Raw genomic sequence first — 19,645 nt, forward strand, 5'->3', positions numbered from 1 at the left:
GGAGCGTGCCGGGGGTGCGTCAAGCCCGCGTCCCGGTGTTGTCCGGTTCGGGACAGCGCGCATCATTGACATCGACTGGGCCCGGGTGTGTGATTCGCGGACGATGACAACGTTGTCCGCGAACGGCACCGCCCGGAAACTCCGGCGCGCCACCATGAACGACGTGGCGCGGCTGGCGGGCGTGAGCATCAAGACGGTCTCGCGCGTGGTGAACGACGAGGCGGGTGTGCACCCGTCGACCGCGGAACGGGTGCTCGCGGCGATCGACCAGCTCGGCTTCCGGCGCAACCTGAGCGCGCGCAACCTGCGCCGCGGCTCGTCCACCGGCACGGTCGGCCTGGTGCTGGAGGACGTGGGCAACCCGTTCTACTCCGGCGTGACGCGGGCCGTGGAGGAGGTCTCCCGGTCGCGCGGGCGGCAGGTCATCACCGGCTCCTCGGACGAGGACCCGGCGCGGGAGCGGGAACTGGCGCTGGAGTTCTGCTCCCGCCGGGTCGACGGCCTGCTGATCGTGCCCGCCGGCGTGCAGCACGGCTACCTGGTGCCGGAGATGCGCGCGGGCACGCCCGTGGTGTTCCTGGACCGGCCGGCGGGCGACGTCGTCGCGGACACCGTGCTGGTGGACAACGTCGGCGGCACGGCGGAAGCGGTGCTGCACCTGGCGTCGTTCGGGCACCGCAGGATCGCGTTCCTCGGCGACTCGCCGGACATCTTCACCGCCGACGAACGCCTGCGCGGCTTCCGCGAGGGGTGCGCGCGGGCGGGCCTCGGGTTCCCCGAGTCGCTGGTCGTGATGGGCCCGCACGACCAGGACTCGGTCCGCGCGGCGCTGCGCCGCCTGCGGGACGCGGCCGACCCGGCGACGGCCGTGGTCACCGGCAACAACCGGATCACCGTGCACGCGCTGCGCGCGCTGGCCGGGTCGGCGTCCCGACCGGCGCTGCTCGGCTTCGACGACTTCGAGCTGGCGGACCTGCTCTCGCCGCCGGTGAGCGTGATCGCGCACGACGCGAGCGCGCTGGGGAAGGCGGCGGCCGACCTGCTGTACGCCCGCTTGGACGGCGACACGTCACCGCCGCGCCGCGTGGTGCTGCCGGTCCGGTTGGTGGCCCGTGGATCAGGGGAGGTTCGCGCATGAGCAGCCGGCCGATCGCGCTTCCGGCCAACCAGCCGGAGCAGTTCTACCGGGGCGGGGCGGCGATCGCCGCGCTGCGCGGGGACTCCGGCGCGGACCGGGGACCCGAGGACTGGGTGGCGTCGACCACCACCCTGTTCGGCCAGGCCGAGGCGGGCCTGACCCGGCTGCCGGACGGCCGGTGGCTGCGCGACGCGGTCGCGGCGGACCCGGTGGCGTGGCTGGGAGCCGAGCACGTGGCCGAGTTCGGCGCGGACACCGCGCTGCTGGTCAAGCTCCTCGACGCCGGGCAGCGGCTGCCCGTGCACTGCCACCCCTCCGACGCGTTCGCGGCCGAGCACCTGGCCGGTCGGCACGGCAAGACCGAGGCGTGGATCGTGATCGGCACGACCGGCCCCGACCCCCTGGCGTACCTGGGTTTCCGCGAGGACGTCCCGGCGGGCGCGGTCGCCGAGTGGGTGTCCACACAGGACTCGAAGGCGCTGCTCGACGCGTTGAACCCGGTGTCGGTCAAGGCGGGCGACACCCTGTTCGTGCCCGCCGGCGTGCCCCACGCCATCGGCGAGGGCGTGTTCATCGTGGAGCTCCAGCAGCCCACCGACTTCTCCGTCACGCTGGAGTGGCGGGGTTTCCTCGACGACCGGGACGCCTGGCACCTGGGCCTCGGCCAGGACACCGCGCTGGCGTGCCTGGACCGCCGGATGCGGCACGTGGAAGACCTGCTCACGCACACCGCGTCCCGCGTCGCCCCCTCGGTGAACCTGTTGCGCGCCAAGGCCGACCCGTTCTTCCGCGCGGACCGCCTGCACGTCACCGGGCACCGGGCGCTCGACCCGTCCTTCGCCGTGCTGGTGGTGCTGGCCGGCGAGGGCTCGCTGGGCGGGGTCCCCCTGCGGAGGGGCAGCACGGTCGTCGTGCCGCACGCGGCGGGCGAGGCCGTGCTGACCGGGGACCTGGTCGCCCTCCGGTGTCGCCCACCCCTGCCGTCGAGCCTCGGGAGCTGACATGGCGGAACCCCTGCTGGAAGCCCGCGACCTGGTGAAGCACTACGGCGGCGTGGAGGCGCTGCGGGGGGCTTCGTTCAGCGCGTACGCGGGTGAGGTGGTGTCCCTGATCGGGGACAACGGCGCGGGCAAGTCGACCCTGGTGAAGTGCCTGTCCGGCGCGGAGCGGCCCGACGGGGGCACCATCGCCTTCGACGGCCGGCCGATCACCCTGCCCACCCCCACCGCCGCGCGCGGCCTGGGCATCGAGACCGTCTACCAGGACCTGGCGGTCGCCCCGGACCTCGACCCGGCCGCGAACCTCTACCTGGGCCGGGAGTTGCGCAGACCCGGTCTCCTGGGCCGGTTGGGCGTGCTGGACAAGAAGGAGATGCGCCGCAGGGCGGTGGAGTCCTTCCAGGAGCTCGGGGTGGCGTTGCAGAGCGTGGACGTGCCGATCGGCGCGCTGTCCGGTGGGCAGCGGCAGAGCGTCGCCGTCGCCCGCAGCGTGGTCTGGGCGGGCAGGCTCGTGTTCATGGACGAACCGACCGCCGCCCTCGGCGTGGTGCAGCGGGAACGGGTGCTGGAGGTCGTGAAGCGGGTCCGCGACCGGGGGTTGGCGGTCGTGCTGATCAGCCACAACATGCCCGAGGTGCTCGCCGTGTCGGACCGCGTCGAGGTGCTGCGCCTGGGCCGCCGGGTGGCCCGGTTCACCGCCGCCGAGACGACCGTGGAGGAGCTGGTCGGCGCGATGACCGGCGCGCTCTCGCAGGAGGAGGCATGACCCAGCCGACCGGGCGGACCGTCCGGCAGCGCCTGTTCGGCGCGAACACCCTGTGGATCGGGCTGGTGCTCCTGGCGCTCATCGCGGTGTTCGGCGCGATCCGCCCGGACGCCGTGCTGACCACGTTCACCCTCCAGACCACCCTGGTCGAGACGTCGGTGCTCCTGGTGCTGTCGGTCGGCATGACGTTCGTGATCATCACCGCCGGCATCGACCTCTCGGTCGGCTCGGTGCTGGTGTTCTCCGGGGTCACGTCGATGATCACCATGAACGCACTCAACGGCGGCGACGCCACCACCGCCGGCTGGGGAACCGTCCTGGTGGGGCTGGTCACGGCGCTCGTCAGCGGCGCGGCCTGGGGACTGCTCAACGGCTTCCTGGTGGCCAGGGCCGGCATCCCGCCCCTCATCGTGACGCTGGGCTCGTTCGGCGCGGCCCTGGGCGCGGGGCAGCTCCTGTCCAACGGCTCGAACGTGAGCGGCGTGCCGGACGTGCTGAGCGACAACCTGGGCACCGGCACCTGGTTCGGCGTGCCGAACCTGGTCGTCCTCGCCGCCGTGGTGACCGCGATCGGCGCGCTCGTGCTGTCCACGACCGCGTTCGGCCGCCACACCTACGCCATCGGCTCGAACGAGGAGGCCGCCCGCCTGGTCGGCATCGGCGTCACCCGCCACCTCGTCAAGGTCTACCTGCTGGCCGGGACCCTGGCGGGGTTGGCGGGCTTCATGGCGCTGGCGTACTTCCGGGTCGCGTCCGTCACCGGGCACGACACGGACAACCTGAACGCCATCGCGGGCGTGGTGCTCGGCGGCACCAGCCTCTTCGGCGGCGCGGGTTCGATCGTCGGCACGGTGCTCGGCGTGTTCATCCCGGCCGTGCTGCGCAAGGGTTTCGTGATCATCGGCGTGAACGTGTACTGGCAGCCGATCGCGGTGGCCATCGTCCTGGTGGCGGCCGTGTGGTTCGACCAGTCGCGACGACGGGCGCGCAATCGACGCTAGGCGAAAGGTGCGGGAGACCATGTCAACGAGGACAGTTGCCCTGCTCGGCGCGGCCCTGCTGCTGACCGCGTGCGGTGGCGGGGGCCAGATCGGCGACACCGGTGGTTCCGGCGACAGCAAGAAGGTGGTGCTGATCCCCGGCGTCGCCGCCGAACCGTTCTACATCTCCATGGAGTGCGGCTTCCGCGAGGCGGCCACGGCCCTGGGCTACCAGGTGGACGTCCAAGCGCCCGCGAAGTTCGACTCCACCCTGCAAACCCCCATCGTGACCGGTGTCCTGGCCAACAAGCCCGGCGCGGTCCTGATCGCCCCGACCGACGATAAGGCCATGGCGGGCCCGGTGAAGCAGCTCAAGGACGCGGGCATCAAGGTCGTCGAGGTCGACACCAAGCTCGAAGACACCTCGATCGCGGTCTCCACCGTCTCCTCCGACAACGAGCAGGGCGGCCGGCTCGCCGCGCAGACCCTCGCCACGCTCGCCCAGGACAAATCCGGCTCCGTCCTCGTCCTCAACACCAAGGCCGGCACCTCGACCACGGACACCCGCGCCCGGGGTTTCGAGGACGAGGTCAAGAAGTTCCCGAACCTCAAGTACATCGGCCAGCAGTACACCGACAACGAGCCGGACCAGGCCGCGTCCAAGGTCACCGCCACCCTGGCCGCGAACCCCGACCTGATCGGCGTGTTCGCCACCAACCTCAACACCGGCGAGGGCGCGGCCACCGGCCTGCGCAACGCGGGCAAGACCGGCGCGGTCAACCTGATCGGCTTCGACGCCAGCCCCAAGCAGGTGGAGGACCTGCGCGGCGGGGTGGTGCAGGCGCTGATCGCCCAGGACCCGGCCGCCATCGGCAGGATCGGCGTCGAGCAGGCGGTCGCGGCCCTCGAAGGCCGCACCGTGAAGCGCGACATCGGCACGACCCTGCTCGCGCTCACCAAGGCCGACATGGACGCCAACGAGAAGTACTTCTACAAGCAGGAGTGCTGACGCCGACGCCTGAGCCGGCCCGAACCCGGCTCAGGCGTCCAGGTACTTGTTGGCCAACTCCGAGTACTCCTTCTCCAGGTCGTCGGCCAGGTACGCCACGTAGGCCCACGGCACGTCGTGCACGTGGTCGCGCATCCCGAGCAGGTGACGGCGGGCGCGCGGCGCGTCGTCGGCCAGCGCGAACGCCGCCGCGAACAGGTTGTGCGCCTGCAACGCGCGCGGGTGCGCCCGCACCGGCGACGCGTCCCACCGGTCCGCCGCCTGCGCGATCTCCTCGCGCACCCGGCTGAAGTAGCGCATCTTCAGGCCCGCGATCTTCAGCGCGCTCCGCGCCTGCACCGCCTCCTCGAACTGCTCCAGGAAGATCTCGAAGTGCGCGAGGGGCAGCATCGCCACCACCGGGTCGCCCGGCGACGAGGCGTCCACGCTGCCGTGCGCGAACGCCATCATCTCCTCGGCGGAGCCGCCCCACTTCGAAGCCAGGATCTGGAGCCGGGTCCAGTGCGCCGGGTACAACGAGGTGCACCGGGCCACGATCTCCCGCCACACCTCGTCCTTCTGGTCGCGGTCCACCTGGAGACCCAGCCCGGCCGTCTGGAGCTGCGCCCACGGCACCGCGTCGCGGGGCAGCAGCTTGGCGGCCTCGTGCAACGGCCCGACGGCCTTGCGCAGCGTGCCGAAGAACACCTTGAACCGGTCCTTGCCGACGTCGTCCGCGCGCCCGGACCCCCGGATCGCCCAGGCCTCCCGGATGAACGCCGTACCCGCGAGCAGCCACAGGTCCGGGTCGGTGTTGGCCTTGGCGAGTTCGAGCAGCTCATCCGCGTGCCCGATGGCGTGCTCGCCCAGCACCTCGACCCGCAAGGCCCGCAACTCGGGCTCGTCCCGGCACTCGGCCAACACGGTGGTGGCCGCCCGCAGGTGCCCGGCGTCCATCTCCTCGGCCGCGATGTCCAGGATCGCGTCGTCGTAGGTGTGGTCCCGCACCACCTCACGGGCGACCGCAGCGGGCCGCTTCCTCCGGAAAATCCCCACGTACCCGACCTTACTTTCCCCGAGTGGCGACTGGCCTAGTTCTTTCGTAGACCCGAACGCGAGCCTTTCCGCGGTTGTCGTCCACCCCACCACACCGATGAGGTGGAGGCACGACTGGAGGGGGAATCCATGCGCAAAGCGGTATTGGCCATGTCCGCCGCCGCCCTGGTGGCGACGCTGCCGGCCGTGGCACAGGCACAGGAGCAGGACCGGTCCACCCCGTGGCACGCCCAGAGCATCACCTGGGCCCCGTGCACCGACCTCCCCGCCCCGACCCTGGAGTGCGGGACGTACAGGACGCCGCAGGACTGGCGCAGTCCCGGCAACGGCAAGACCATCACCATCGCGGTCAGCCGCCTCAAGCCCCAGTCGGGCCGGGCCAGGGGCAGCGTGCTGACCAACCCCGGCGGTCCCGGCGCTCCCGGCCGCCTCCTGCCGCTGGTCTACGAGAGCCGCGCGAAGTTGGCGGACAACTTCGAGATCATCGGCGTCGACCCGCGCGGGACCGGTGCCAGCACCAACGTCACCTGTGCGAACTTCGACTTCCTGGCGGTGGCCGACCCCCGGGACCGGAGCCGGCGGAACGTCGAGCTGATCTACGACGCGGCCGAGCTCCAGGCGGACACCTGCCGGCGGAACTCGGGCGAGCTCGGCAGGGTGCTCAACACCGAGCAGACGGTCAAGGACCTCGACCTGCTGCGCCGGCTGCTGGGCCGCGACAAGGTCAACTGGATCGGCTACTCCGGCGGCACGTGGCTGGGCGCGTACTACGCGACCTACTTCCCCGAGCGCGTGGACAAGTTCGTGCTGGACTCGAACACCGACTTCACGACCACGTTCCAGGACGTCTTCGACGAGTTCGGCCGGGGCTTCGAACGCCGCTTCAGGGTCGACTTCCTGCCGTGGGTGGCGAAGTACGACAGCCTCTACCACCTGGGCACGACGCCCGAGCAGGTGCGCCGGAAGTACGAGGAGACCAGGGCGGAGCTGGCGCGGAACCCGGTCCAGCTCCCGGACGGCACCATCGTCAGCGGCGTCACGCTGGACCTGCTCCTCGTGCGGGCGCAGTACAGCAAGCAGAACTTCCCGGACGCGGCGAAGGCGTTCGCGGAGTTGAGCCAAGCCCCCACGACCCGGACAGCACCGGCGGCGGACGTCCGCTACCCGGATGCGGCGAACGCCACGCTGTACGGCATCGCCTGCAACGACACGAAGTTCAAGGGGGGTCGCGAGTACCTGGCGCGGGAAGCGGAGCGCCTCGGCGAGCGGTACCCGCTGATCGGCTACTACCAGTTGCTCGCCCCGTGCGCGTTCTGGGACCGCCCGTCCCTGGACCTGAAGACGCCGACCGGCAAGGGCGTCCCGCCGATCCTGATGGTGCAGTCGGTCCGAGACCCGGCGACCCCGGTCGAGGGCGCACGACGAGCCCACGAGAAGTTCGCCGGTTCCCGCCTGCTCACCGTGACGGACGAGGGCGACCACGGCATCTACGGCTTCGGCAACCCGTGCGTGGACGACATCGTGGAGTCCTTCCTCGTGGACGGCGAGGTCCCGGCGAAGGACGTGACCTGCCCCGGCACACCACTCCCGGACCCGACCAAACCCACCCTCACCACCGCCCCGGCCCTGACCACCCACAACTGGCTCTGACCACCCACACGAACCTCGAACAGCAAAGGGCCCGCAGCAACCCTGCGGGCCCACCACAAACCACAAAAACAACCCACCCCACCAAACGCAAAACCCCGACCCACCCGAACACAAAAGACCCTCGCCCGAGCGTTCTCCCCGTATGGCCCGCGCGCGGCGAACCACGCTTTTCCCGGGTGTGCAAGCACTCTTTTCGCTTGCACACCCGGGAAAAGCGTGGTTGTCTTTGACCGGGCTGTACGGGGAGAACACGAGCCGCTTTCCTCCCCCGGCGGTCCGCCCAGCGGCGAGCGTTGCTTTTATCTTTTCTCAACCCATCCAAAACAAAAACTCCACACCAACGACCGTGGCCTCCGCGCACCACCCCCGCGCCCCATCCCCCGCGCCCCGCGCGAATCAGATGCCGGTAGCGCCCGACTGCCGTCGTCGAGCCGCGTACACCCCAGCCTCCGTGCGGCGATCGAACCCCAGCTTGTGCAACAACGACGACACGTAGTTCTTCACCGTCTTCTCCGCCAGGTACAGCCGGGACGCGATCTGGCGATTGGTCAACCCCTCCGCGATCAGGTCCAGGATTCGCCGCTCCTGGGGGCTCAACGCCGCATAGCGCGGATCTTCCACCGGCCCGCCGCGCAAGCGCTGCAACACCGTCGCCGTGACGTCCGCGTGCAACAGCGACCCACCCGCCGCCAGCGTCCGGATCGCCGAAACGAGATCATTGCCGGACACCTGCTTCAGCATGTACCCGGCGGCCCCGGCCATGATCGCGCCGAACAGCGCCTCGTCGTCCGAGTACGAGGTCAGCATCAGGCAGGCCGGCGGCGGTTGCACGCTGGACCGGATCTCCCGGCACACGGTCACCCCGTCCCCGTCGGGCAGCCGGACGTCGATCACCGCCACGTCGGGTCGGAGCAGCGCGGCGGCCGAGACCGCCGCCGCAGCGCTTTCCGCCTCCCCCACGACCTCGATGTCCGACTCCACCGCGAGCAATTGCTGAAGACCGCGCCGCACGATCTCGTGATCGTCGACGAGCAGCACCGAGATGGACATGGAACCCCCTCCCTACCTCGACACCAACGGCACGGACCACGTCACCGTCACGCCCTTGCCCACTTCCGAGTGCACTTCGCAGCTACCGTCCCACCGGGCCGCCCGCGCGGTCATGTTGACCAGTCCCCCGGTGTGCCGGGCCCGCCCGGTGGGCAGCCCGTCCCCGTCGTCCACCACCACGAGCCGCAGTTCGGTGGCCCCCCGGTCCACCTCCACCCGCACGTCGACCTTCCGCGCCGACGCGTGCCGGGCCGCGTTGGCCAACGCCTCGCGCAACGTCGCCAGCAGGTCCGGCCGCACGTGGTCGGGCACCAGCGAGTCGATCGGCCCTTCGGCGGCCAGCGCCGGCTCGAACCCGAGCAGCCGACTGGAGTCCTGCACCACCCGCATCAACTGGACCCGCAGCGACGCCGACCCGGCGAGCGGTTCCTGCAAGGAGAAGATGGTCCGCCGGATCTCCCGGATCGTCTGGTCGACCTCGGTCACGAAGTTCGCCAGCCGCTCGACCACCAGCGGCTGCTCGACCAGGCCGTTCAACCCCTGCAGCCCCAGGCCCAGCCCGAACAGCCGCTGCACCACCAGGTCGTGCAGGTCGCGGGCGATCCGGTCGCGGTCCTCCAGCACGGCCAGCCGCCGCCCCGCCCCGGTCGCCCGGGTGAACTCCAGGATCAGCGCCGCCTGCCGGGCGAAGGACTCCACCAGCGCCACGTCCGACGCGTCGAACGGGGGGTGGTCCCGCGCCCGCGCCACCATCAGCACGCCGAGGACCCGCTCGCCGGCGGCCAGGGGGACGATCACCACCGGCCCGATCCGGTCGAAGTGGCCGGGCAGCCCGTCGAGCACCTTCGTCCTGCCCGTCGCGTAGACCTCGCGGCTGGCGCTGCCCTCGCGCGACACGGTGAACCCGCGCAGCTCGCCGTCCATCACCCGGACGGCCAGCACGCCCTGCGCGTCGGGCAGCGCGACGACCGCGTTGACCCCGTCCGCCGCCAGCCGGGCGCGGACCGCGACCAGGCGCAGCGCGTCGCGGTCGGGCGTCCCGGTGAGCAGTGCGTTGGTCACCTCGTTGGAGGCCCGCAACCACACCTCGCGCTGCCTCGACTGCTCGTACAGCCGGGCGTTCTCGATCGCGATGCCCGCCGCCGCCGCGACCGCGACCACGACCTCCTGGTCGGCGCGGGTGAAGTCGGCGTCGCCGTCCTTGTCGGTCAGGTACAGGTTCCCGAACACCTCGCCGCGCACGTGCACGGGGACGCCCAGGAACCCCGGCGCGGACGGGTCGAACGCCGTGCCCCGGGACTCCGCGCGGCGGGACTCCTCGCCGTAGGTGAACTCCAGCAGTTGCCGGTTCGGCCCGACCACCGCCAGCGCCCCGTACCGCGCGCCGACCAGGCTGCACGACGATTCCACGATCCGGCGCAGCACGTCCGGGAGGGACAGGTCGCTCGCCAGCGACACGACCGCGCCGAGCAGCCGGTGCATCCGGTCCTGCGAGACGAGCACTTCGGCGGTCCGGTCGGTCAGCTCGCGCAGCAGCCCGTCCAGGCGCGCGTTCGGATCAGGGGAACCAGGCAACCAACCCACCCCTCCAGCAGGGAGGGCCCGAGATTATCCCCTCGGCCCACCAGGCGCGACGGACCCGCCCGCCGCCGACCCGGCACCCGCGCACCACCTCAACCCAGCGCCACGCACCACCTCACACCCAGCACCGCCCGCCCCACACCCAGCACCGCCCGCCCCACACCCGGCACCGCGCCCGGAAGTCCGGCGCGCGCCGGAACCCTCACGCGATTCGGCGACCGGACAGGACTTCCAGCGCCACCACCAGGTACCGGTCCTGCCGACCGATCCCGCGCGACGCCAGCGGCAGTTCGCGCAACCGGTCCAGCACGGCCTCGTCGTCCACCTCGCTGACGTGCCCGACCGCCATCACCGACCACCCCCGCGACAGGTCGGCCGCCACCTCGTCGATCTGGAACGCCACGATCGTGTCCCGCGCGACCAGCGTGGAGCTGCCCTCGGGCACCCGCAGCACCACCGACTCCCCGTCGACCACGTACACGACGGGGTGCACGACGGGCAGCGCCTGGTCGGTGTAGACGAGCCTCCCGACGGCCATCGTGCCGAGCAGTCTCAGGCACTCCTCGCGGGAGAGCACCTGGAGTCCAACGGAGTCGTACATCGCACCTCTTCATGCCCCAGTTGCCGGACTAGAAGATGCGGCCCGGTGATCGTCCTTGCCTAGAGTCGGAAGTCCCGGCTTCGACTTCCCACTCGGATGGGGGACTTTTCGGTGACCGCTCAGGTGACCCGCCCGACCCTGCTCGCGTTCCTCCGCAGACTGGGCCTGACCAGTGCGGAGCCACCCGGCGTCGATGCGCTGACCCGTCTGCACCGGGCGTTCGTGGAACGGGTGCCATACGAGACGATCGAGATCCAGTTGAACCGCCCGACGGCAGTCGACGCGGGTGCTTCCCTGGCGCGCATCCTGAACGGCCGGGGCGGTTACTGCTTCCACCTCAACGGCGCGTTCGGGTTGGTCCTCAGAGCGCTCGGGTACCACGTGACGCGGCACTTGGGCGGAGTGCAGACGACCGCCCGATCGCCGGAGGTGATCAACCGCCACCACTTGGCGCTGACGGTCCGCGACCTGCCCGGGTCCACCGACATCTGGTTGGTGGACGCCGGTCTGGGCGACGGCCTGCACTCGCCGCTACCGCTCCGCGCGGGCAGCTACCGGCAGGGCCCGTTCACCTTCGCGCTCACCCCGTCCACGATCGCCCCCGGCGGGTGGCGGTTGGCGCTCGACCCGCGCGGCAGCCTGCACGCCATGAACTTCGACCCGGCCCCCGCGCGGATGGCCGACTTCGCGGAGCGCCACCACCACCTGTCGACGTCGCCCGGTTCGGGCTTCGTCAGGACGTTCAGCGCGCAGCGCACCGACGCGCACGGCTGGGACACGCTGCGCGCGCTCACCCTGTCCCGCACCGAGGAGATCACCAAGAAGACGGTCCTGGACCGGCGGACCGACTGGCTCGCGGCCCTGGCCGACGTCTTCGGCCTGACCCTGTCCCCGGCGGACGCCGAAGCCTTGTGGCGCAAGGTGAACGCCCAACACGAAGCCCACCTCGCCACCCACGCCCGCGCCACCCACGCGGCCCGAAACGCCCCGACCGGGCCGCCCACGCGCTGAATCCTCCGGTGCGCCACCCGGTGCACCGGGCCGGGTCACGCGCCCACGCCCTCCACCAACCGGTCGGCTGCGGCACAGGGGTCGAGCTCACCCGCCACGACCCCACCGGCCAGGACGTCCACCGCCGTGCCGCCGCGCAGGTCCCCGAACCGGGACCGCAGCCGCTCCAGCGCGATGGCCTCGATCTCGCTCGCCGCCCGGCGCGTCCGGCGTCGGGCCGGCTCCCCGCGCTCGTGCAGCCACGCCCGGTGCGCGTCGATCGCGTCCAGCACGTCGGACGTGCCCTCACCGCGCGCCGCGACGGTCTTCACCACCGGTGGCCGCCACGGCACGTCGGTCCGCTCCCGCCGGCCCAGCGAGATCATGTGCTGGAGATCCCGAGTGGTGACGTCCGCGCCGTCCCGGTCGGCCTTGTTCACCACGAACACGTCGGCGATCTCCAGGATTCCGGCCTTGGCCGCCTGGACGCCGTCGCCCGTGCCGGGCGCGAGCAGCACCACGGTGGTGTCGGCCGCGTCGAGCACCCGCAGCGCCTGCGGCGTGGCCCACGAGAGCCCCCCGAGGTGGCCGCGCGTCGCCATGGACCGGATGAACACGCCGGGGTCGGTCGCGTGCTCGCCCATCCGCACGCGGTCGCCCAGCAGCGCACCGCCGGTGAACGGCGAGGTCGGGTCCACCGCCAGCACGCCGACCCGCTGGCCGCGCGCGGTACGCCGTGACCAGCGCCGACGTCGACTTGCCGACGCCGGGCGCTCCGGTCAGCCCGACCACCCGGGCGTTCCCGGTGAACGGGGCGAGCGCCCGCACCACCTCGCGCAGGTGCGGACTGGCGTCCTCGACCAGCGAGATCAGCCGGGCGACCGCGCGCGGTCGACCTTCCCGCGCGCGGCCGACCGGCTCTACGACGTCGACGGCGCGGACCACACCGCTAGACCTTGGGCACGCGCACGATCAGCGCATCGCCCTGGCCGCCGCCGCCGCACAGCGCCGCCACGCCCACGCCGCCCCCACGGCGCTTGAGCTCCAGGGCGAGGTGCAGGGTGAGCCGCGCACCGGACATGCCGATCGGGTGACCCAGCGCGATCGCACCGCCGTTGACGTTGACCTTGTCCTCGGCCACGCCGAGCTCGCGCGCGGAGACGACGCCGACCGCGGCGAACGCCTCGTTGATCTCGATCAGGTCCAGGTCGGCCGGGTCGATGCCCTCCTTGGCGCAGGCGGCCTTGATCGCGTTCGCCGGCTGCTCGTGCAGACCGGCGTCCGGACCGGCGACGACGCCGTGCGCGCCGATCTCGGCCAGCCAGGTCAGGCCCAGCTCCTCGGCCTTGGCCTTGCTCATCACGACCACGGCCGCCGCGCCGTCGGAGATCTGCGACGCCGAACCCGCGGTGATGGTGCCGTCGGGGGCGAACGCGGGGCGCAGCCTGGCGAGCGTCTCCACCGTGGTGTCGGCGCGCACGCCCTCGTCCGCGCTGACCACCACCGGGTCGCCCTTGCGCTGCGGGATGGAGACCGGCGCGATCTCCTCGGCGAACACGCCGTTCTCGACCGCCTTGGCGGCCCGCTGGTGCGAGCGGGCGGCGAACGCGTCCTGCTCCTCGCGGGTCAGGTCGTAGCGGGCGTTGTGCTTCTCGGTGGACACGCCCATCGCGACCTGGTCGAACGCGCAGAAGAGCCCGTCCAGGGACATGTGGTCCTGGAGGGTGACGTCGCCGAACTTGTAGCCGCCGCGCGACTTGGGCAGCAGGTGCGGGGCCTGGGTCATGGACTCCTGGCCGCCCGCCACCACGACGTCGAACTCACCGGCGCGGATGAGCTGGTCGGCCAACGCGATGGCGTCGATGCCGGACAGGCACACCTTGTTGACGGTCAGCGCCGGCACGGTCATCGGGATGCCGCCCTCGACGGCGGCCTGCCGGGCCGGGATCTGGCCCGCGCCGGCGGTGAGCACCTGGCCCATGATCACGTACTGGACCTGCTCGGGCGCGACACCGGCCCGCTCCAGCGCGGCCCTGATCGCGACGCCGCCGAGCTGCGCGCCGGAGAAGTCCTTCAACGATCCGAGCAGTCGCCCCATCGGGGTGCGCGCCCCGGCGACGATGACGGAACCGGACACATCGGCCTCCACGAGCCTGGTAAGCGGTTGTTAACCAGTCACGATACCCAGCGCTACTCAGGGGTAGCCGTGTGAGGCGGCGCACAGCGCTCGCTGCACCGATTCCGCCGTTACTGTGCCTGCCATGCAGCCGGAACTGCGCGGCCTGGTGACCGCCATCGACCACGTGGGCATCGCCGTGCCCGACCTCGACGCCGCGATCGCGTTCCACCGCGAGAACTTCGGCCTGGCGGTCGTGCACGAGGAGGTCAACGAGGAGCAGGGCGTCCGCGAGGCGATGTTGCGCGCCCCCGGCGACGACGGCACCGGCACGGCCGTCCAACTGCTGGCCCCGCTGACACCCGAGTCGACCATCGCGAAGTTCATCGGCCGGTCCGGGCCGGGCCTCCAGCAACTGGCCTACCGGGTGTCCGATGTGGACGCCGCAGCGGTGGCGCTGCGGGCCGGGGGCCTGCGGCTGCTGTACGCGGAGGCCAAGCGCGGCACGTCCGGCAGCCGGGTGAACTTCGTGCACCCGAAGGACGCCGGTGGCGTCCTGGTCGAGCTGGTCGAGCCCGCAGCCGGCCACTGAGCCCACGTCACCGCAGCGCCGCCACCACGAAAGGCCGACCGCCGGCATCCCCGGCGCGGTTGGCGTGACCTCGAAGCCCGATCCGGCGACACCTCCTCGACCGCGCGCGAAATCCGCTCCCGGGCCGTCGAGTGCCCTGGCTCACAGCCCGGGACACCGAATCGGTTACCCGTGGGTAACCTCCGGCCACCCGCGTGGACCGGCGTCCGACGCCGACCATCCCGCGCAGGTCCCTGTACCTGGACGAGGTGCCCACGCCCGAACTCGGCCCCGGTGAGGCGCTGGTCGCGGTGATGGCCTCGGCGATCGACTACAACACCGTGCGGACCTCGATCTTCGAGCCGGTGTCCACGTTCGGGTTCCTCAAGCGGCTGGGCCGGAGCTCGCCGGAGTCCGCCAAGCACGACCTGCCCCACCACGTGGTCGGCTCCGACCTGGCCGGCGTCGTGCTGCGCACCGGGCCGGGCGTCAACGCGTGGCGGCCCGGTGACCGGGTCGTCGCGCACTGCCTCGACGTGCGACTGGAGCACCCGGACGGGCACGGTGACACCGTGCTCGACCCGGAGCGGCGGATCTGGGGCTTCGAGACCGACTTCGGCGGCCTCGCCGAGGTGGCCCTGGTCAGGGCCAACCAGCTCATGCCGATGCCGGAGCACCTCACGTGGGAGGAGGCGGCGTCACCCGGTCTGGTGAACTCCACCGCCTACCGCCGGCTCGTGTCGACCAACGGCGCGAACGGGAAGCAGGGCGACACGGTGCTGATCTGGAAGGACGAGCACGAGCAGGACCCGCAGGAGTGGAAGCGCCTCGGCGCGAAGATCCGCGAGCCGACCGGCGGCGGCCCCGACATCGTGTTCGAGCACCCCGGCCGGGAGACGTTCGGCGCGTCGGTGTTCGTGGCCGGGCGCGGTGGCACGATCGTCACCTGCGCGTCCACCAGCGGGTTCCCGCACCAGTACGACAACCGCTACCTGTGGGTGAACCTCAAGCGGATCATCGGCTCGCACCTCGCGAACTACCGCGAGGCGCGGGAGGCCAACAGGTTGGTCGCCAAGGGGAAGATCCACCCCACACTGTCCAAGGTGTACTCGTTGGAGGACACCGGGCAGGCCGCGCACGACGTGCACCGCAACGCGCACCAGGGCAAGGTCGGCGTGCTGTGCCTCGCGCCCGAGGAGGGCCCGGGTGTCTTCGATCACGAACTGCGCTCGGCCCACCTGACCGAAATCAACCGTTTCCGCGGCGTGTAAAGCAAAACGTCTGGTGGTGCGGGTGGCGGGGTGCCCCCCGCACCACCGGAACGGGTAGCGTGACCCCCATGGGCCTCGCCGACGACCGTGACCTCGTCCCCCTGGGATCCGGCTTCGACATCGTCAAACGCGGCTACGACCGCGCGCAGGTCGAGGACCACCTGGAGCGCCTCGACTCGGACCTCCGGCTGCTCGCGGCGGACCGCGACGCGGCGGTGTCGCAGACCAACGACCTGAGCCGCCAGTTGGAGGCGGCCCGGTCGGAGATCGCCGAGCTGCGCGGGCAGGTGGAGCGGCTGTCCCTGCCGCCCACCACGCTGGAGGGCCTGAGCGAGCGGTTGCAGCGGATGCTGCGGCTGGCCCAGGACGAGGCCAACGAGATCAAGGCCCGCGCCGAGGCCGAGGGCGGCCACATCCGGGCGAAGTCCGAGTCCGACGCCGCCGCGCTGCGCACCCGGTACGAGCACCTGATCGCCGAGCTCGACCAGCGGCGCACCGCCATGGAGGCCGAGCACCGGAACGTGCTGGAGACGGCCCGCGCCGAGGCGGAGCGCATCGTCGGCGAGGCGCGGGCAACCGCGGCGAAGCTCGACGAGGACTCCCTCGAGCGCCGGACCACGGTCGAGGAGGACTTCGAGATCGCGATGGCGGCCCGGCGGGTCGAGTCGATGAAGATGCTCGCCGAGCAGGAGGCGTCCAGCAAGGGCGAAGCCGACCGCCGCGTCCGCGAGGCCGCCGAGGAGGCCGCCCGGGTGCGCGCCCAGGTGGCCCAGGAGCAGGCCGCGTCGAACGCCGAGGCGCAGCGCCTGGTCCGCGAGGCGACCGAGGAGGCCAACCGCCGCCGGCACGACTCGATCAGCGAGGCGACCGCCCGCGTCCAGGAGGCCACCGACGAGGCGAACCGCCGCGTCCGCGAGGCCTCCGAGGAGTCCAACCGCCGCGTCACCCAGGCCACGCAGAAGGTCGACGCGCTCAAGCAGTTGCGCAACCGCCTGTCCCAGCAGCTCCACGCCGTCCGCGCCGCGCTGCACGAGGTCACCCCGCTGCTCGACCCGCTGGAGGAGGAGCGCCCGCAGGCCGCGCGCCCGAACCCGGCCCAGGGTGCGACGCCGGTCGACCCCGCCGCACCCCAACACGCCGAACCCCAGCACGCCGCACCCCAACACGCCGCACCTCAGCACGCCGCGCCCCAGCCGGCAGCGGCCCAGTCCGCACCCGCCCAGCCGGCACCGGCCCAGCCGGCACCCGTGCAGCCCCAGCCCGCGCACGCCCAGCCCGCCCCGCAGGCCGTGAGCCCCAAGCCCGCGCCGGACGCCAAGCCGCAGAGCGGGCCCGACGGCCCGACGCAGAAGATCAGCCGACCGGCCCCGACCAAGGCCCGTTCCGGCAAGCGCTGACCGACCCGGTCAGACGCCGACCCGCGCCCGCCAGTCGAGGACCGCAGCCGCAAACGCTTGCGGTGCCTCGATCGGCGTCAGGTGCCCGACGCCCGGCAGCTCCGCGTACTCGGCGCGCAGCACGTCGGCCAGCTCGCGGGCGGCGGTCGGCGGGGTCAGCGCGTCCTCGGACCCGACCAGCACCAGCGCCGGCACGTCGAGCGCCGCCAGCACGTCCCGCGAGTCGGGTCGCGCGGCCATCGCGCGCTGCGCCCACGCCACCTCGGCGGCCGGCTGCGCGAGCACCAGCTCCCGCACCCGCTCGACCACCCCGGCCGCCGGCGACGGTCCGAGCAGCCCCGGCACCAGGCTGTCCGGCAGCCACGCGACCCCCTTCGCGGCACCCCCGGCAACGTCCTCCGCGCCGCCCCCGGCCGCATCTCGGGCGACATCCCCGGCGACCACCCGGTCGGCCATCGCCAGCCGCCCGGCGCGCGCCTGGTCGCCGTCCGCCGTGTAGCGGGTGTCGGCCAGCACCAGCCCGGCGACCCGTTCCGGTGCGCGCCGCAGCAGCGCCATCGCGACGTAACCGCCCATGGAACACCCGCCGAGCACGACCCGGCCCAGACCTCGCCGGTCCAGGTCGCGCAGCACGTCGTCGGCGAACGCGCCGAGGTCCGGTTCCCGGTCGAGTCCGCGCAGGTCGGGCGTGATCGGGTCGAGGGCGGCCCGCACCCCGTCCCACATCCGGCCGTCGAACGGGAACGCGTGCAACAACACCATCGGAGACGTCTTCACGGGCGAAATTGTCGTGCCTCCTCGCTACCGTCGTGCCATGACCTCGGGCCCGGCTGAGCTCCGCACCGACCGACTGCTGCTCAGGCGGGTCGGCCCGGGTGACCTGCGCGCCGCGATCGCCATCCTGACCGACCCGGAGACCCACCGCTTCAACCCCGCCGGTCCGCCCTCCCCGGAGGAGGCCGCCGAGCTGCTGGCCGACTGGCAGGACCACTGGGCCCGGGACGGCATCGGGTACTGGGCGGTGGTGCTGGCGGAGTCGGGCGAGGTCATCGGCTTCGGCGGCCTGCGCCACCACCGGCTGGACGGCCGGCCGACGTTCAACCTCTTCTACCGGATCGGGCCCGGCCACTGGGGTCGCGGCTACGCGCCCGAGATGGCGCGCGCCGCCGTCGAGTGGGCGGACCGGGCGCGGCCGGACCTCCCGGTGGTGATCATCACCGACCTCGACAACACCCCGTCCCAGCGGGTCGCCGAGAAGCTGGGCTTCGCGCACGCGGGCGACAGCATCACGATCGACGGCCCCGTGCTGGTCTACCGCCGTCAGGACGTGACGATGACCGGCTGACGCCGCTCCACCGGTCCGGCCCGGGTGCGCGGCAACGGCGTGGGCACGTCGGGCAGGACGGTGCCCACGATCGCGTCGAGGACCACCTCGGCGTGTCCGACCATGAGGTGGCGGGCACCCGGGAAGTCGACCACGGCGGCGGTCGGCACGGCCGCGCCGAACCGCCGCCGGGCCTCGGCCGGCGGGAGGTGGTCGTCGAACTCCGGCACCAGGCAGACCAGCCGCTTGCCGACCCACCGGGCCAGGTGCTCGGGCGTGCTCCACCGCAGCGGCGGCGAGATCAGGACCGCTCCCGCGACCCGGGGGTCGCACCCGTGCATCAGAGCGAGGTCGGTGCCGAAGGACCACCCGACCAGCCAGACGTCGGGCAACCCGCGCTCGGCGGCGAACGCCAGGGCGGCGGCGACGTCGAACCGCTCGCCCACCGCGTTGTCGAAACGGCCCTCGCTGCGCCCGGCCTCGCTAACCGTGCCACGCGTGTTGAACCGCAGCACGGCGAGGTCGGCCAGCGCCGGCAGCCGCCACGCCGCCTTGCGGAAGAGGTGGGAGTCCATCATGCCGCCGTGCGTCGGCAGCGGGTGCAGCAGCACGAGGGTGGCCCGAGCCGCGCGGTCCGCCGGCAGGGACAGCTCCCCCACCAGCCGCAGGCCGTCGGCGGTGACCAGCGTGACGTCTTCGCGCCGCGCGGGCAGCACCGCGTTGGCCGTGATCCGGACCGCGTCACCCATGCGCCCGATCCTGCCACCCACCCGGGCACGGGTGGGAGCACGCACGTCCCCGGACCGCACTGCGCGTTCCCGAAGCAGCCGCTCACCCCGCCCGGCCGAGGACGGGCGGGGTGAGCGGCGGTCTACCGGCGGCGCGGGGTCGGTCCGCGGCGGGTCCGCGAGTTCCAGCAGAACTGGTGCCAGTGGCGGCGGTCGTCGACCGAGCCGTGGTCGGCGGCGGGCCAGGCCACGACGTGCGGGGTGCCCGGTGTGATCTCGTGGTCGCAGCCCGGACAGCGGTAGTTCTTGGTGGTCGCGGCTCCGGAGACGGCGCGGACGAGCCAGTCGCCGTCCGGTCCGCTCTCGGACCGCGCCCAGCCGTGGCCGCCGATCGGACGCGGCTGGTCGGGGCGGTGGGGGCGGTTGCGGCGCGGCACGAG

General features: G+C 72.6%; 19 protein-coding genes and 1 pseudogene. 11 read left to right on the plus strand and 9 right to left on the minus strand.

Going from position 1 to position 19,645, the window contains the following annotated elements:
• Positions 1-154: 154 nt before the first annotated feature.
• The 5 genes from AB0G01_RS15275 to AB0G01_RS15295 are packed head-to-tail and all read left to right on the plus strand — an operon-like array spanning position 155 to position 4,891.
• On the plus strand, positions 155-1,138 hold the full coding sequence (locus AB0G01_RS15275) for a LacI family DNA-binding transcriptional regulator (protein WP_360945295.1): 984 nt from the start codon (positions 155-157) through the stop codon (positions 1,136-1,138).
• Complete coding sequence (locus AB0G01_RS15280) at positions 1,135-2,139, plus strand: mannose-6-phosphate isomerase (protein ID WP_360944982.1); 1,005 nt, start codon at positions 1,135-1,137, stop codon at positions 2,137-2,139. Before AB0G01_RS15275 ends, AB0G01_RS15280 begins: the two co-directional genes overlap by 4 nt.
• Before the next feature lies 1 nt (position 2,140).
• Positions 2,141-2,902, plus strand: a complete 762-nt coding sequence (locus AB0G01_RS15285; protein ID WP_360944985.1) for an ATP-binding cassette domain-containing protein — start codon at positions 2,141-2,143, stop codon at positions 2,900-2,902.
• Complete coding sequence (locus tag AB0G01_RS15290; RefSeq protein WP_360944988.1) at positions 2,899-3,903, plus strand: ABC transporter permease; 1,005 nt, start codon at positions 2,899-2,901, stop codon at positions 3,901-3,903. Before AB0G01_RS15285 ends, AB0G01_RS15290 begins: the two co-directional genes overlap by 4 nt.
• 19 nt (positions 3,904-3,922) lie before the next feature.
• Positions 3,923-4,891, plus strand: a complete 969-nt coding sequence (locus AB0G01_RS15295; protein WP_360944991.1) for an ABC transporter substrate-binding protein — start codon at positions 3,923-3,925, stop codon at positions 4,889-4,891.
• Between the two features lie 30 nt (positions 4,892-4,921).
• On the opposite strand, the gene AB0G01_RS15300 is transcribed toward AB0G01_RS15295, so the two are convergent.
• Complete coding sequence (locus tag AB0G01_RS15300; protein ID WP_360944994.1) at positions 4,922-5,926, minus strand: hypothetical protein; 1,005 nt, start codon at positions 5,924-5,926, stop codon at positions 4,922-4,924.
• A gap of 129 nt (positions 5,927-6,055) precedes the next feature.
• Here AB0G01_RS15300 and AB0G01_RS15305 point away from each other — a divergent pair, with 129 nt between their 5' ends.
• Complete coding sequence (locus AB0G01_RS15305; RefSeq protein WP_360944997.1) at positions 6,056-7,576, plus strand: alpha/beta hydrolase; 1,521 nt, start codon at positions 6,056-6,058, stop codon at positions 7,574-7,576.
• Between the two features lie 396 nt (positions 7,577-7,972).
• Here AB0G01_RS15305 and AB0G01_RS15310 read toward each other — a convergent pair whose 3' ends face one another.
• The 3 genes from AB0G01_RS15310 to AB0G01_RS15320 form a co-directional block, all read right to left on the minus strand.
• Positions 7,973-8,626: a response regulator transcription factor gene (locus AB0G01_RS15310; protein WP_360944999.1), complete on the minus strand. Its 654-nt coding sequence runs from the start codon at positions 8,624-8,626 to the stop codon at positions 7,973-7,975.
• A 12-nt stretch (positions 8,627-8,638) separates the two neighbouring features.
• The gene (locus AB0G01_RS15315) at positions 8,639-10,201 is read right to left on the minus strand and encodes a GAF domain-containing protein (protein WP_360945002.1); all 1,563 of its coding nucleotides are present in this window, start codon (positions 10,199-10,201) and stop codon (positions 8,639-8,641) included.
• Positions 10,202-10,409: 208 nt separating this feature from the next.
• Positions 10,410-10,808, minus strand: a complete 399-nt coding sequence (locus tag AB0G01_RS15320) for a pyridoxamine 5'-phosphate oxidase family protein (RefSeq protein WP_360945005.1) — start codon at positions 10,806-10,808, stop codon at positions 10,410-10,412.
• A gap of 111 nt (positions 10,809-10,919) precedes the next feature.
• On the opposite strand from AB0G01_RS15320, the gene AB0G01_RS15325 reads away from it, so the two are divergent.
• Positions 10,920-11,819 (plus strand): arylamine N-acetyltransferase, encoded by a 900-nt coding sequence (locus AB0G01_RS15325; protein ID WP_360945008.1) that lies wholly within the window; start codon positions 10,920-10,922, stop codon positions 11,817-11,819.
• Positions 11,820-11,854: 35 nt separating this feature from the next.
• Here the strand turns inward: AB0G01_RS15325 and AB0G01_RS15330 are convergent.
• Together AB0G01_RS15330 and AB0G01_RS15335 are read right to left on the minus strand one after the other, a co-directional pair.
• Positions 11,855-12,743 (minus strand): annotated as a pseudogene (locus tag AB0G01_RS15330) (methylmalonyl Co-A mutase-associated GTPase MeaB).
• A gap of 4 nt (positions 12,744-12,747) precedes the next feature.
• Positions 12,748-13,935, minus strand: a complete 1,188-nt coding sequence (locus AB0G01_RS15335) for an acetyl-CoA C-acetyltransferase (RefSeq protein ID WP_360945011.1) — start codon at positions 13,933-13,935, stop codon at positions 12,748-12,750.
• 124 nt (positions 13,936-14,059) lie between these two features.
• On the opposite strand from AB0G01_RS15335, the gene mce reads away from it, so the two are divergent.
• The 3 genes from mce (at position 14,060) to AB0G01_RS15350 (ending at position 17,153) form a co-directional block, all read left to right on the plus strand.
• On the plus strand, positions 14,060-14,506 hold the full coding sequence (mce, locus tag AB0G01_RS15340) for a methylmalonyl-CoA epimerase (RefSeq protein ID WP_360945014.1): 447 nt from the start codon (positions 14,060-14,062) through the stop codon (positions 14,504-14,506).
• Between the two features lie 194 nt (positions 14,507-14,700).
• Positions 14,701-15,756, plus strand: a complete 1,056-nt coding sequence (locus AB0G01_RS15345; protein WP_360945017.1) for a zinc-binding dehydrogenase — start codon at positions 14,701-14,703, stop codon at positions 15,754-15,756.
• Positions 15,757-15,824: 68 nt separating this feature from the next.
• Positions 15,825-17,153: a chromosome segregation protein gene (locus AB0G01_RS15350; RefSeq protein WP_360945020.1), complete on the plus strand. Its 1,329-nt coding sequence runs from the start codon at positions 15,825-15,827 to the stop codon at positions 17,151-17,153.
• Between the two features lie 9 nt (positions 17,154-17,162).
• On the opposite strand, the gene AB0G01_RS15355 is transcribed toward AB0G01_RS15350, so the two are convergent.
• Positions 17,163-17,930 carry an alpha/beta hydrolase gene (locus tag AB0G01_RS15355; RefSeq protein WP_360945023.1) on the minus strand — a complete coding sequence of 256 codons (768 nt, stop codon included), beginning with the start codon at positions 17,928-17,930 and terminating at the stop codon, positions 17,163-17,165.
• A gap of 37 nt (positions 17,931-17,967) precedes the next feature.
• Here AB0G01_RS15355 and AB0G01_RS15360 point away from each other — a divergent pair, with 37 nt between their 5' ends.
• The gene (locus tag AB0G01_RS15360) at positions 17,968-18,498 is read left to right on the plus strand and encodes a GNAT family N-acetyltransferase (RefSeq protein ID WP_360945026.1); all 531 of its coding nucleotides are present in this window, start codon (positions 17,968-17,970) and stop codon (positions 18,496-18,498) included.
• On the opposite strand, the gene AB0G01_RS15365 is transcribed toward AB0G01_RS15360, so the two are convergent.
• Both AB0G01_RS15365 and AB0G01_RS15370 read right to left on the minus strand, forming a co-directional pair.
• Positions 18,474-19,226 carry an alpha/beta hydrolase gene (locus AB0G01_RS15365; RefSeq protein ID WP_360945029.1) on the minus strand — a complete coding sequence of 251 codons (753 nt, stop codon included), beginning with the start codon at positions 19,224-19,226 and terminating at the stop codon, positions 18,474-18,476. The genes AB0G01_RS15360 and AB0G01_RS15365 overlap by 25 nt on opposite strands.
• 122 nt (positions 19,227-19,348) lie before the next feature.
• On the minus strand, positions 19,349-19,642 hold the full coding sequence (locus AB0G01_RS15370; protein ID WP_360945032.1) for a hypothetical protein: 294 nt from the start codon (positions 19,640-19,642) through the stop codon (positions 19,349-19,351).
• Between the last annotated feature and the right edge of the window lie 3 nt (positions 19,643-19,645).

This window comes from Actinosynnema sp. NPDC023587 (genome assembly GCF_040640215.1).
Classification (GTDB): Bacteria; Actinomycetota; Actinomycetes; order Mycobacteriales; family Pseudonocardiaceae; genus Actinosynnema.

What these genes read in the sequence shown, in the direction of transcription:
- AB0G01_RS15275 (WP_360945295.1), top strand. Translation starts at nt 155, where the DNA reads ATGAACGACGTGGCGCGGCTGGCGGGCGTGAGCATCAAGACGGTCTCG.
- AB0G01_RS15280 (WP_360944982.1), top strand. Translation starts at nt 1,135, where the DNA reads ATGAGCAGCCGGCCGATCGCGCTTCCGGCCAACCAGCCGGAGCAGTTC.
- AB0G01_RS15285 (WP_360944985.1), top strand. Translation starts at nt 2,141, where the DNA reads ATGGCGGAACCCCTGCTGGAAGCCCGCGACCTGGTGAAGCACTACGGC.
- AB0G01_RS15290 (WP_360944988.1), top strand. Translation starts at nt 2,899, where the DNA reads ATGACCCAGCCGACCGGGCGGACCGTCCGGCAGCGCCTGTTCGGCGCG.
- AB0G01_RS15295 (WP_360944991.1), top strand. Translation starts at nt 3,923, where the DNA reads ATGTCAACGAGGACAGTTGCCCTGCTCGGCGCGGCCCTGCTGCTGACC.
- AB0G01_RS15305 (WP_360944997.1), top strand. Translation starts at nt 6,056, where the DNA reads ATGCGCAAAGCGGTATTGGCCATGTCCGCCGCCGCCCTGGTGGCGACG.
- AB0G01_RS15310 (WP_360944999.1), bottom strand. Translation starts at nt 8,626, where the DNA reads ATGTCCATCTCGGTGCTGCTCGTCGACGATCACGAGATCGTGCGGCGC.
- AB0G01_RS15320 (WP_360945005.1), bottom strand. Translation starts at nt 10,808, where the DNA reads ATGTACGACTCCGTTGGACTCCAGGTGCTCTCCCGCGAGGAGTGCCTG.
- mce (WP_360945014.1), top strand. Translation starts at nt 14,060, where the DNA reads ATGCAGCCGGAACTGCGCGGCCTGGTGACCGCCATCGACCACGTGGGC.
- AB0G01_RS15350 (WP_360945020.1), top strand. Translation starts at nt 15,825, where the DNA reads ATGGGCCTCGCCGACGACCGTGACCTCGTCCCCCTGGGATCCGGCTTC.
- AB0G01_RS15360 (WP_360945026.1), top strand. Translation starts at nt 17,968, where the DNA reads ATGACCTCGGGCCCGGCTGAGCTCCGCACCGACCGACTGCTGCTCAGG.
- AB0G01_RS15365 (WP_360945029.1), bottom strand. Translation starts at nt 19,226, where the DNA reads ATGGGTGACGCGGTCCGGATCACGGCCAACGCGGTGCTGCCCGCGCGG.